The organism is Mesotoga sp. B105.6.4 (assembly GCF_002896535.1).
Taxonomy (GTDB): Bacteria; Thermotogota; Thermotogae; order Petrotogales; family Kosmotogaceae; genus Mesotoga.
Genome location: NZ_JWIM01000047.1, coordinates 32159 through 45137, shown reverse-complemented (window position 1 = coordinate 45137; position 12979 = coordinate 32159). Strand labels below are relative to the sequence as shown.

The 12979-nt window shown below is 44.9% G+C and carries 9 protein-coding genes and 1 pseudogene; 5 read left to right on the top strand and 5 right to left on the bottom strand.

Annotated elements, in window-relative coordinates; all coding sequences use genetic code 11:
- Window positions 1–12: 12 nt before the first annotated feature.
- A complete protein-coding gene (locus tag RJ60_RS10505; protein ID WP_103134708.1) occupies window positions 13–975 on the top strand; it encodes an ABC transporter substrate-binding protein in 963 nt (320 codons plus the stop codon).
- Window positions 976–1175: 200 nt separating this feature from the next.
- Window positions 1176–3284: a VIT domain-containing protein gene (locus RJ60_RS10500; protein WP_103134707.1), complete on the top strand. Its 2109-nt coding sequence runs from the start codon at window positions 1176–1178 to the stop codon at window positions 3282–3284.
- 505 nt (window positions 3285–3789) lie between these two features.
- On the opposite strand, the gene RJ60_RS10495 is transcribed toward RJ60_RS10500, so the two are convergent.
- From RJ60_RS10495 to RJ60_RS10475, 5 genes are all read right to left on the bottom strand, one after another.
- Window positions 3790–6384: a S8 family peptidase gene (locus tag RJ60_RS10495; protein ID WP_258006279.1), complete on the bottom strand. Its 2595-nt coding sequence runs from the start codon at window positions 6382–6384 to the stop codon at window positions 3790–3792.
- Between the two features lie 225 nt (window positions 6385–6609).
- A complete protein-coding gene (locus RJ60_RS10490; RefSeq protein ID WP_103134706.1) occupies window positions 6610–8376 on the bottom strand; it encodes a diguanylate cyclase in 1767 nt (588 codons plus the stop codon).
- 59 nt (window positions 8377–8435) lie between these two features.
- Window positions 8436–9116: a protease inhibitor I42 family protein gene (locus RJ60_RS10485; protein ID WP_243392318.1), complete on the bottom strand. Its 681-nt coding sequence runs from the start codon at window positions 9114–9116 to the stop codon at window positions 8436–8438.
- A gap of 13 nt (window positions 9117–9129) precedes the next feature.
- Window positions 9130–10380, bottom strand: coding sequence for a M24 family metallopeptidase (locus RJ60_RS10480; protein WP_103134705.1), 1251 nt, complete (start codon window positions 10378–10380; stop codon window positions 9130–9132).
- Window positions 10373–10600 (bottom strand): hypothetical protein, encoded by a 228-nt coding sequence (locus tag RJ60_RS10475; RefSeq protein ID WP_099829884.1) that lies wholly within the window; start codon window positions 10598–10600, stop codon window positions 10373–10375. Before RJ60_RS10475 ends, RJ60_RS10480 begins: the two co-directional genes overlap by 8 nt.
- Window positions 10601–10719: 119 nt before the next feature.
- Between RJ60_RS10475 and RJ60_RS10470 the strand changes: the two genes are divergently transcribed.
- From RJ60_RS10470 to RJ60_RS10460, 3 genes and pseudogenes are all read left to right on the top strand, one after another.
- Entirely contained in the window at window positions 10720–11079 is a 360-nt protein-coding gene (locus RJ60_RS10470) for a hypothetical protein (protein ID WP_103134704.1), read from the top strand.
- A 156-nt stretch (window positions 11080–11235) separates the two neighbouring features.
- Window positions 11236–11520 (top strand): annotated as a pseudogene (locus RJ60_RS10465) (GNAT family N-acetyltransferase); the annotation flags it as partial.
- Between the two features lie 21 nt (window positions 11521–11541).
- Window positions 11542–12741 (top strand): threonine synthase, encoded by a 1200-nt coding sequence (locus RJ60_RS10460; protein WP_103134702.1) that lies wholly within the window; start codon window positions 11542–11544, stop codon window positions 12739–12741.
- Window positions 12742–12979: the final 238 nt, after the last annotated feature.

Below are 12979 nucleotides of genomic sequence, written 5' to 3'. Positions count from 1 at the left end.
GAGGTGTTTTTTGTGAAAAAGGCATTAGTTCTCATGATCCTTGTAGTGTTTGTACTCTCGGCTTTTGCAATGGCTGCCGAGAAGATTAAGATTGGTGTCGCCATCCCGAGTGCAGATCACGGCTGGACAGGTGGAATAGTATGGTGGGCACAGAGGGCAATAAAGGACTGGAACGAAAAGGATCCCGATGTTGAGTTCTTCCTAGTCACTGCCGATTCACCCGCGAAACAGGTTGGAGATGTTGAAGACCTCATGGTAAAGGGCATCGATGCTCTTGTAATTCTTGCTCATGACTCCGAACCACTCACGCCGATAGTTGAGAAAGCGTACAACAGCGGGGTATTTATTGTCTCCGTCGACAGAGGTCTCACCAAGCCTGTCGAAAACGTGTACGTTGCCGGCGATAACCCGGGACTTGGAAGGGTCTCCGCCGAGTGGATGGCAGAAGCTCTTGATTACAAAGGCGATATAGTGGTTCTTGAAGGCATTCCATGTGTAATAAACAGCGAAAGAGTCGACGCATTTAATGAAGTAATGGCTAAGTATCCAGACATAAGAATTCTCGATTCCCAGCCCGCTTACTGGGATACAGCCCGCGGACTGGAAATCATGGAAAACTATCTCCAGAAATACCCAAAGATCGACGCCGTTTGGGCACAGGATGACGACGTTCTCGTTGGAGTTCTTCAGGCCTACAGGGAGTCAGGAAGAAATGATATCAAGCTCTTCCTCGGTGGCGCCGGATCAAAGGAAATGATAAAGAAGATCATTGACAATGACCCACTCGTAAGAGCAGACGTCACATATCCGCCGTCAATGATCGCTACCGGTATTTCGATGGCTGTATTCGCAATGAGGGGCCATCCACTGGAAGGATTCTACCAGCAGCAGATTCCTTCTAAGATAATTCTCGCCGCAGAGCTTATTACAGCTGAAAACGCTGAACTCTACTACGAACCTGATTCGATATTCTAGATTTTTTTGGGTCAGCAAGATATTCCCGGAGATCTTTGATCTCCGGGTTTTTTGTTGGTAAAGACAAAAGGCATTGTCAAATCTCTTTTGAGCCAATAATAAGCTATTTATGAATTTCATATATTGAATCGCATTGATGTAGCAAACTTTGTAGCCCTCTCTCATGTCATATGTAGTAAGGAGAAAGAGGGGGCGATAGAATGAAGGGTTTTGGGGCAATGGTTCTGTTCGTTTTGGCTGGTGCAACTGTCTTTTCAAACGGAGTAGTGGTTCCACCGTATCCAATTGAAAGGGGTCTAGGCGGGTTTGTTATGAACTCTCACAATGTTCATATAAAAGTCGAAGACGGAATTGCAACTGTGATTATCGAGGAGGAATTTGAGAACAAATCCATGAGATTGCTTGAAGCGGTGTATCTCTTCCCAATACCATCTTCGGCCGTGATTAGCGACTTCACTATGAAGATAGGGGATCAAGTTCTTAAGGGAGAAGTACTGCCGGCAGATCAGGCCCGAGAAATCTATCAGGAAATTGTTGCGAAAATGAAAGACCCGGCATTGCTCGAGTACGTTGGAACTCAACTGATCCGAATGAGCATATATCCCTTTGAACCGGGAGAGAAACGCCAGTTCCTGATCCAATACAGTCAGCCTCTCGAGATTTCTTCCAATTCTTATTCGATGATCTATCCTTTAAAGATTGATAGCTTTCTCTCTGCACCGATAGGAGCTGTCAACATCAGAGTTTCGGTCCCGTTTGAGATTGCAGAGGTCTATTCGCCGACTCACCCGTTAAGAGAGATGGAAAGCGCATCGGGCAGGGATTACATCTTTAATGCAACCGATTTCGTGCCAGGTTCAGACGTGGCTTTAGTTCTTACATCATCTGAAGACGAGATCCCTTCATCCCTTGCAACTCACTGGGATGACGTCATGAATGAAGGATACTTCCTTCTTACAATTATTCCTAGACTGAAAGAAGAAACAATCATTCCCAAGGATGTTGTCTTCGTTCTCGACATTTCCGGCTCGATGTACGGCGAGAAGATGGAGCAGGCAAAAAGAGCTCTGGAGCAGGTCCTTCAGATGCTTCGTTCCGGCGACCGCTTTGCGATTGTGACTTTCGATGGCCATGTCCACAATCTCACGGGGGGATTGCTCGATGCATCGGAAAGGGCTGTCTGGATAGAGAATGTAAGGCGCATTCAGGCAGATGGCATGACAAATATCTATGACGCTCTTCAAACGAGCATAGACATGTTTAGCAAAGACGACCAGGGAAGGTTCAAAGTGCTCCTCTTTCTCACAGATGGAGCTCCCACCGAAGGAATTACGGACACGGGGAAGATAATCAACGATGCAACTCCCGAGGCAAGAGCCAGAAATGTACACCTGTTTTCTTTTGGAGTAGGAACGGGCGTTGTCGCTGAACTTTTGGACAGACTGGTTCAGGAAAACGCTGGAAGGGTAAGTTACATTGTTGAAGGCGAAAACATTGAAGGAAAGGTTACCGATCTTTACAGGACGATCGAGACGCCGGCTCTAGAGAATGTGACTATATCTATCGAAGGATCGGAGGTTGCGAAGGTTCTTCCGACCGGCCCGCATTCTCTATTCTCCGGACAGGCTCTAAGACTCTCCGGCACTTACTTTGAAGAGGGCGATCTGAAAGTAATCGTAGAAGGAACAAGAGGATTAGAGAGATACAGATACGAGTATCTATTCAGAGTTTCAAAGAATCCTGACAACCCATTTATTGCAAAGATCTGGGCACAGAAGAGAATTGCTCATCTTGCAAATATCTACAGGTATGATTTCTCTCTCTCTATAGCGGCAAAAGAAGAAGTGAAACAAGAGATTATCGCTCTTTCAAAGAAATTCAACATAATTAACGAGTTCACCTCCTACCTGATTGCCCCTGAAAGAGTACAGACCTCTACCCTGGGAGACAGGGGCGGCTTCAGCGCCTCCCCCGCTGTAGATGCCGTAATGGCTGCAAAGTCTGTTGCCGAGATGGAGCAAGACCAGTTTGTCGGAAGCGGAGCCTCTGACTACAAATTTGTAGACAGTGTCGGATTTGCTCTCGAAAAAGGAATATGGGTTCAGGACGACGAAGAGGTCAAGACACTTGAACCGATAAGCCTTGTTGCTTACAGCAAAGCTTATTTTGAATTGGCTGATAGAAGCGAATGGGTTGCAAAGGTCTTCGCCCTTGGAGAAAGAGTCAAGTTCATCTTCAATGGAATGCTTTTTGAGATCTCAGACAAAGGAATAGAGAGCGTTGAAGAGCTGGACGAAATCCTGAATTAGGCATTGTTTTCTAATAGAAACCCTCAAAAAGACCGTGTTAGTTAGAAGGAACGCAAGACAACTGCGTTCCTTTTGACCGGGTTTTAGTTATTATTACCCATAAGTTTTTTTGTTCGGATCAGAGCCGTTGCTTACACAATGTCATCTGAACACTGTTTAGACGAAGTATTAAACGAGAGGATGAGAAAGTATTATGTCGAGATTTTCTCTTTTTAGGGAGGGCGAAAGGCCTTCGTCCTCAGCTACTAAGCCTCACTTTCTTTATCAAATAAATTCTCACGGTCTCCATACTTCTATCATCGGCTTTTGAAGTTTAGCATCTGTAGGTTTTGCGGTTAAAAGAGTTCAAGAAACCGAGCCTGTCACTAAAAATAGATAGAAAGATTTATAAAAGAGAAAAGGAACGCAGAGGTTGCGTTCCTTTTCAATTTGCTTCGTTCATTCAGTTATTTTAACTGTTAGGCTCTTGAATCAGATGCCTGCAAGATTCATCGTTTCTACCGGATCAATCTCCAATTATCGGGGCGAACTGGAAGTCAATCCAGTTGTCGCCACCGGAGAGAGTTATCGTTTGAGCGTTGTTTAGATTGGGTTTGCCGCCTGAATAGTTGTAATATCCAAGAAGATCTCCAGTGTCAATCGTTCCGCTTTCGTCCATATCCCTCCAGGCGAAGATTTCGACCTGAGAATTGCTTACGTCACTGAAATGGTATGCACCTGAGTCAGATAGGTTGGTGCTGGTAATATTGGTGCCAGTTGACGGATTTCTCAAGAAGACTTTGAACTCTTGTGGCGAGGTAATGGCATCGAGAGCCGCTTCCGCGTCTACAAGCCCCCAGCCGTAGTAGTAGTCTCTGCCCGGTGTTCCAAGATCAACTGCAGTATTGCGCAACACACTTCTGATATCATCGGGATCGGTCAACCCGGATCCCATAAGAAGAGCAACTACGCCAGTTACATGTGGTGTGGCCATCGATGTTCCCTGCATATACATATAGGTGTTGCCCAAAGGAGTCCATCCGGTGCTGTATATTCCGTTTGGATCGGTGCCTGATCTCATATATCCTCCCGGTGCCACAACGTCCAAAGCAGGTCCAAAGCAAGAGTATGACGATCTCGTGATTGTACCTCTATCTTCCCAGACGGCTCCTACAGCTATCGTCTCCGGATAGCGGGCAGGATAAAGTATATTACCGTCTCCATTGTTTCCAGAAGCTGCGACCATAACCACTCCATTCCTTGCTGCGTATTTCACAGCATCATATACGGCCGGGCTGTCTGAAGCTCCTCCAAGACTCATATTAATGACCTTCGCCCCATGATCGACTGCGTAGATTATGCTGTTCATAAGAGCTGCTGCATCTTTGATTCCCCTGATCGGGATCAAGGTGATTCCAAATCCTCCCCAGGTAACTCCAGATACGCCTTTACCATTGTTTGTAAGAGCGGCTATCGTTCCAACGACGTGAGTTCCATGGCTGTCTTCGGAAGTGTTCGGTTCCGAGACATTAGTGTTGTTGTCTATAAAGTTATAACCGGACTCAAAAATTCCTGCAAGATCGGGATGACTCGTGCTGAATCCCGAATCGATTACCGCAACAACCACACTCCTGGAGCCAACCGTGTAGTCCCAAGCTCGAGGTAAATTGATCAGCGGGTAGTTCCACTGTAGCGAGTAGTAAGTATCATTCGGTGTTGTCTCAAGCGCATAGAAAGTGCTGTTTCTAGAAACCTGGACAACCCCTTGCAATCCTCTCAGCTCCTCTTCGCTAGCAGTCGTTCTTACGTGCAAGTATTTCAGTTCACTGTAGTAGTCTTCTATTCTGTCAATTAACTGTATCTCGGGAAGAGAGGAGGTGGAGAATGATTCCTCGGCTTCCTTGAATGATTCTACCTTCAATAGATATTCATTCTCGATGTACTCGGGCTTGTCGTTCGTCGTTCTTATTTCCGTATTGGAGAGTATCTCCATCTCATTCAGGTCTGCTGTCTTTATGTTTCCCGTATACGGGGTAACGGTTCCAAAGATATTCTTCGTCGTGGTTTCTGCATTGTAGTGTGCAATAACGTTCTTGGGAGAATTGACGTTAACAGTTATGGGGTTCGCATCTCCCATGTTCGCTCCGTTTATTACCCAGTGAGAGAATGTGTACCCCGTTCTCACCGGCGCAGTGAAATTCTTAACCGTCCCCGCCATGTACCAGGCGGCTCCATCAACAGTTCCTCCTGCAGGATTTGTTCCCGTTGCCACTTTGTACTCTACTTTCATCTCTGCGGTATAGGTCATATCTGAGTTCAAGGTAATCGTTCTTGGGTTGTTAGTATTCGTGTCGCTCCACTGTATGAAGGTGAAGCGGGTATCAGTTCCTGTCACTTGAGCTGATTTATCTTTCTCTTGAGGGGAAGTAACTTCGATGGCTCTTGAAGTTCCGCTGTTGAGAGTCACTGTCTTCGGCGAAGTGTAGTTAGTACCACCAATGCTGATGTTCAATCCGGTTTCCGGAATAGTAGTCACCGTAAGAGTGTACTGAGCCTGCTGCTGAGCATATACAGCCGTAATCAGGAGCGGTTTATCTATTACCAAGACAATGGGATTACTGCTTCCACGATTCTCGCCATTGATAAGCCAATGGCTGAAGTTATATGTTTCAAGTTGCTGAAAAGTACTGAATTCAACTTCTGAACCACGTTCGTACCAAGTGGAAAACACTTCCCACAATGAAGGTGTTGAGGCCCTGTCAATCCTGTATTCAGCGTTCATGTCAGCCGTGTAAGTTGTGTCCGAGTTGACCCTCACATTTCTGGGATTCGAAGCATTGCCATCATTCCAGTTACTGAATACGTATCTCGCGTCTATTCCCGTAAGCCAGGGTGATATGTCCTTCTGCTGTGGAGTATCGACCGAAATCTGCTTCGTTGTTCCACTGTTCACAATCATTCCTTTGGGTGAAGTAAAAAGCGTCCCGTCGATTCTTATGTCAAGTGCCAGATCTGGAGAGGTGGTAACAGTCAATGTGAATTTGGTAGGGGTCGGACACCCCGCAAGCATAATGATCAGTGTTGTGGATAAGGTTATAAGAGCAAAAAACTTGATCTTCATAGATACCTCCTCGCGATGGAAGGAAACATTTCGCATAATCAAGTGTATATGAGGGCTTCAGGTTAGGAATTGCTTGACAATGTGTTAGCTCCGACAAACAATCCTAGCATGAATCATGCTATATATAGCAGCCAATTCCACTCTTAGGACGAAGCAGAGTATTGCCAACCGGAAGTCGTTATGAAAGCGATTGAAAGCTGCGTTTAACTGACAGAGCATGGTTTATCAAACTATCGTTGCTTTCTTTATTTCTCTAGACAGGCTCTCTTTTTTCTTGTACATCTTTTCATCGGCAACTTTCAGCAGTTCTCTTATTGTCTTGCCGTTTTCTGGATATACTGCGATACCCACACTGGCAGTTAGCTTTACACGTCTTCCCTTTACAGAAAAGGGCTGATCAAAGGCTTCATGCACTTTTGCTTCAGCCTTTATGGCCCCTTCTGTTCCCGTTGAGGGCAGAATGTACACGAATTCATCTCCACCCATTCTTGCAGTTAAGTCACTTCTACGGCAGATCGAACTTAGACGTTTCCCAATGCTTTTAAGAAGCGCGTCACCGAAGTCATGGCCAAGAGTATCGTTAACTCCTTTGAAGTCATTGAGATCGAGATACAGGATAGCCATTTCTTGCCCATTCCTTTTTGAGAGCTCTATTTGCCTCATTGCACAGTCAAAGAAGGCTCTGCGATTCGGAAGGCCTGTTAGGTGATCTTCCATTGATAGTCTTTCCATTAGCTCCCTTTGCCTTCTGAGTTCATTGACAGTCTGAATTCTCAATAGAAGAACCGAGATCGCCTTTCCGAAACCTATTGCAGTGCTAATTATCTTCTCGTCGTCAAAAGCAGTCGGCGAATTAAAACTGTCGAGGTTGAAATACATTTTCACTTCGTCATCGATCTTTATCGGGATAGATAGAGTACTCATTATTTCTCGCAGCCTTCCTCCATTAATTATCCTTTCGAGCCGTTCATTTTCCATTCGGTAGTCAACACTGTAGTCCTTTATAACAACTACCTTATCACTTCCTTTCTGGATTAGTTCTTCTGTACTGAAGGAAACTGACTTCAATTCTTCAAAGTCATAGTTGTATGCGGCGACAAAGTGAAAACGTCCGTCATCTTGCTTGAGAAGAAAGGCGGCTGCATCTGCTCTTGGAAAGGCCTTCACACACTTCATAAGAAAGTACTTGTAGGTCTTTTCGTCGAAATCGCTTTCAAGCACCTCTGTGATCAACTCATTAAGAACTCTTTGGAACTTGCTTTGCTCACTCAGAGCGGACTCAATCTTTCTAAGATGAGTAACGTCCTTAAAGGTAAGAACTATCGAATCAGGATCCTCTTTTGAATCCCTTGCTATAACTAGATTGATTTCCGCATTTAATCTAGACGTATCGGAAGTAATCAATTCACCTGAAAACGAAGCAGTGTTTTGACCAGCAAACAGAGATGTTTTCGCTTCTTTGTAAGCTTTCTCACTTCTCTCAGAGAGAAAATCGAAAAAAGCCCGGTTCACAAGATCTTCTTCCTTGTATCCCAGTAGAGCACATGAGGTTCTATTAGTAAGCAGAATCCTATCTGATAGATCGAGAATAAGTATTCCATCAAGCGAATTGTTTACAACGGCGGTGAATTCGGAGATTCTCTTCTTACGCTCCCTTAAGTGGTAGATAACGTTAACTAGAAGGATTGGGAAACCCGCAGCCAGCAGTCCCAATGAAATGAATTCGTAGGCTGCCATCCCGGTTAATGCTTCAACTAGATCGAAATACGTTGACAACGATAACAGGATAAGGCCGACAGGAATCCCCCGATGAAGCTCCTTGCTTCCAAGAAGGTAGGCTGCGACAAGTAAAGCTCCGATTACAAGCATCTCACTCAATATCGCCAGTAACTTAACCGGCTCAATCGAATGCAGGGAAAAGACAATTACAGATATTACAAGAATAGCCGCTGAAGTAAGATATACCTGCAGCTTGCTTCCCGAAATGTTCAATTCGCTATCACCTCATTAGCATTATACATTCATTAAATAACCCTATCAGTCAAGAAAGCTCAATTCTGCTGCACGGCGACATTATACGCTTCAAAGTCTATCGAAGACTTCGCACCTTCCCACTCACGGAAGTATCGAAAAACGATCGAGGTGTTACCCTCATCAACCGCCTGGAAGGTCCAGGTAACTCTCGAGGGAGCCCCGACCTTTCCGCTAGTGTCTGTCACTACATCTTTTGCGACTTCCCTAACTCCATCTCCGAGTATCTCATAATGCCATGTGTACCCTGTGCTCGCATTCTCTTCTAGAGTGATGGTGAAGGTTGAGCCGATATTCACTTCGTTCATGAGAAGCTTCAGATCAACTTGCCCTTTTCCTTCCCCAGAGACATCGACGGTTAACGCCCTGAAGTCTACCGATTGCTTTTCTCCTTCCCACTCTCTGAAGAGTTTTAGCGTGATCAGCGTCTTTCCTTCCTTTGCCGCGGTCATTATCCAACCTTTTACAGAAGGAGCCCCGGGCATAAGACTCGGTGCGTTATGCTCTTCAAGAAAGTTTCTAAGCACACCTGACGGTTCCGCGGAAATATGCCAGAGATAACCCGTTGACGGGTTCTCCTGGATCTCAAGAGCGGCCAGTTGAGATACCATCATTGTGTTTGAAGACTTCACCAGCTCATTCGACAACCCCAGCACAGTAGTCAAGGCAACAATACAGATAATAACAAGAATTCTTTTCACGAATTCTCACCTCCTATAAAATGAATAGTTCTTCCTGCCTTCCATCTAGATAGTCGATCTTGTTGTTCCTGAAAGCGACCGTTTCTTCAAGGAATCCGTAGACCGGCTGGTCATCCCAAGAGAGCAAAGCAGACCGGCAGTTCAGCTCCATAGCAAAACAAGTCGAATTCCTAATCTTGAGATCTCCTGTACCTGGGATCTTCTCCTGATTATTCCATAGACCGATGATCGGTCCGGCCCCATGGCCGTGATACCCTACAGGGTGAGAGTAGATTGTCGCGTCCAAACCCCTTTCCTTTGCATCTCTTAAGGAGATGCTTAGCAACTCGTTTCCGCTTATACCTTCTATGAAATTCCGTGCCAGAATATCCTGAACTTCGTTTGTCTTCCTTATCACATCATCTAGCCCTTCCGGCAGATGGTTCTCTTCATCGCTCTTCAGATAAAACATCTGCTGGGTATCCGTTGCGAGACCACTGTAGATAAAACCGAAGTCACAGTGAAGGAGATCTCCTCCCTCAACCACTCCGATCTTTCTGGGATCTTCTGCGCCACGCCTCTGAAGGTCTACGTCCGGGCCAAACCAGGTTCTCAAACCGAGATTCGATGCGAGTTTTTTCAGTCGAATTTCGATATCTCTGGTAGTTGTAACCCCCGGAATGATATTCTCTCTAGAGAAGGCGTTACCAATTATTGTGTGTGCAATCCTGTCGAGCTTTCTGTAGACTTCAATCTCCCTCTCACTCCTTGTTTGCAACCAATTTACAGCGATTCTCTCGGCGCTCACGAGATGTATATGATCGTCAAACTTCTGTCTTAGAGACTCGAAAAGCGAATGAGTAATTCCGTCGGCCAACGCGAAATCCTCTGAAAAGTTCAGACCGAGTGTTCTTATCTTCAAATCCCTCAGAAGCTTAGCTATTGATTTGAAGACATCTCCTTCCTCAATTGTCCAAGCGCATTGATAGAACTCCTCCATTCGACTTCCGTAAGGAGACAGCACGAATCTCTCTTCCTTCGTGAACAGGAACGCGGTTACTCTGCTTGCCCCATTGAACGAACCGGGAAGGAGTGTCTTGATTATCGGGTCTTCATTATTCTCCCTTCCTATTACCATCCAGGCATCAAATTCCTCTTCTTCGAGAAGTCCCGGCAAAACACTGTTCAATCTATATTGCAGGATTTCGTTGTACTCAACAATCCGTTGTTCTTCCGAGGGCATATTCTCGCAAATCTCTTTATATTGATCTGCAGAACTATTCATCAATATCTCCATCATCTTTGCCTATCGGGATATCTATCTCTGAGTTCTTAAGAAGCTTTTTGAGAAACTCATCATTCTCCTTTAGAAAACTCTCTTCAGTAACTAGACGGATGCCCATTGGTCCTTTGCTTCTTATCCTCAGTTTCTTGTGTGCGCTTTTCTGTCGGCTAATGAGTTTGTAAGTAATACCGTTGACTTCGACAAATCCCTTGACCTCCAATATATCACCTCCTGAGATAATCTATCATTTATGATTCGCAAAACAAAGAACTGTGCTCTCTTGCGTTGCAGGAAAGATACGGAGTAGAATAGAAAAGCCGTGAATGAAAGGAGAAGGAATTGCTTTTTCAGACCGAACCAGGAAGATTTCAGAGTCTTGATTACTTTTTCGGAGAGCTCGCTCAAAACCTCGCATATCTTTCGATCCTCCATCAAAACACGCGGGGAGCGGTCTACACTGATAACCCCGACGAGCCACAATTGGCTGTTGTATGGAACTGCTGTGATACTGTACTAATCGGAGGAGATATTGTCGGGGCTGCAGATTCGATACTTCTTGAGTTCTTCTCTGAAACGCTAATCCCCGAAGCAAAAGCGAGAGGGATACCTTCACTGAACGTCTATTCAGCTACTGATTTTTTTGAGAGACTTGGAGATCTTCTTGGGTTAATGAATCCCAGAAAAAAGATAAAAAGATAGTTCTTTCAGTTGCGTCAACTAGACACTCGAGATGTATCAGGTTTCATGATGGATCATTTCCTACAGAGGATTACGGAAAGAACGTTTGAGACAGGACTGGTCAACTCCCTCGCTGTTGAGGGATGGATATATTCATTCTAAGAAGATCTCGATTCCTTCATTGATAAGAGCGATGGCTACATGATAGTCAGGGATGGTGTAATACTAAGCTGGTGCATAGGTGTTTACAGATCCGATGATAGAGTTGAAGTTGGTTTGGAGATGGTCGCAGAGTATAGGAAGAGGGGATTTGGTTTGGCCGTATCACGGGCATACACAAATGAATTCCTGTCCAGGGGGCTGATAATTGACTGGCACTGCAACTACGAAAACTTGCCATCAATTTCAATTGCTAAGGATCTAGATTCGAAGAAAAGGCAGAGTATTCAGTCTATGAAATAAGGCTCTGAAAGAGGCGATATAATGAAACATTCGAGACTAATCTGCACTGCTTGCGGAAAAGAGTATTCTCAAGAATACTTCCGCTGCACGTGCGGAGAACCACTGGAAATCGTAATCGAAAACCAGAAGCTCATTAAGCTTCAATTCAGAAGATCAGAAATGTTGGAGAGCTTTTCTCATCTTTTACCAGAACTGAAGGATAACAACTTTCTTTCGATGGGAGAAGGATTGACTCCACTAACAAGACTGGAGAATACCACTCTTGATGGACTGGAACTGTTCGTTAAGAACGAGTCGATAAACCCCACCTGGTCATTTAAGGATCGGGGAACCTATCTGGCAACGCTTGACGCTATAAATCAAGGATACAGACAAATCGGCACAGTCTCTACGGGCAACATGGGGGCTTCCGTCGCCGCCTATGGAAAGAGAGCAAATCTGAGAACAACGATTCTGATTTCAGATTCCATTCCAGAAGAGAAAATAGCTCCAATCGCAATATATGGACCAAGAGTCCTCAAGGTTACGGGAGACTACGGTGACCTGTACCACAAGTCTGTAGAAATTGGCGCGAAAGCCGGGATTTACATGGCAAATTCAGATGTTCCAATGAGGGTTGAAGGCTCGAAGACGATTGCATTCGAGATATTTCTTCAGTTAGGTGAAAAGGTTCCTGACTTTGTTGTTGTTCCAACAAGTTCTGGAGGCAATTTGAGGGGCATCGAAAAAGGCTTTCGCGAACTAAAGAAATTTGGATTCTCGAATACCCTCCCGAGAATTGTTGTAGCGCAGGCGATGGGATGCTGCCCCATACATCTGGCCTTTTCACAAGGGGCTGAAACCGTCTCGCGATTTATTGATCCTTGTACTGTCGCTCACGCTATCGAGAATCCTTTCCCTCCAAGCGGGAACGCAATACTGAAGATTTTGAGAGAAACTGATGGAATAACTGTCGCAGTAGATGAAGCGAGTATCCTTAAAGCTCAAAGAGATCTGGCTGAAAAGGGGCTCTTCGCCCAACCAGCCAGCGCTGTGCCTTTCGCAGCTTTGAACAAACTGCAAAAAGAAGTGAATATGAAGAGAGCTGTTGTTGTTGCAGTTCTCACAGGGTCAGGGCTGAAGTACCCCACGATTCTTGAGAAGCATCCTTCGAAGATAGAAATAACTGATCTTATCTCTCTTGGAGAAACCCTAGAACGGAATCCTAACTGTATCCAGTAAAGAGATTGGCAAGCAACCGGCTTTGTCCCGGACAGAGTTCAACTAAAAAATCAGTGATTATTGTCAGTCTTATACTAAGAACGCTATACGATTTAATTATGTAATTATTTAGGTCTATACTACCCTCTCTAGAAAAGACTTATATTCTGTCTTAATTATGATTATCTCTTCTTGACAGGTGCACTCCACTTACCTATAATAGATTTGTAGATGTTGAGTTGGTGGCAAGGAGGGAAAT

Bases quoted from the DNA above. Each gene is read 5' to 3' on its own strand.
- RJ60_RS10460 (WP_103134702.1), top strand. From the start codon at position 11,542: ATGAAACATTCGAGACTAATCTGCACTGCTTGCGGAAAAGAGTATTCT.
- RJ60_RS10480 (WP_103134705.1), bottom strand. From the start codon at position 10,380: ATGAATAGTTCTGCAGATCAATATAAAGAGATTTGCGAGAATATGCCC.
- RJ60_RS10495 (WP_258006279.1), bottom strand. From the start codon at position 6,384: ATGAAGATCAAGTTTTTTGCTCTTATAACCTTATCCACAACACTGATC.
- RJ60_RS10500 (WP_103134707.1), top strand. From the start codon at position 1,176: ATGAAGGGTTTTGGGGCAATGGTTCTGTTCGTTTTGGCTGGTGCAACT.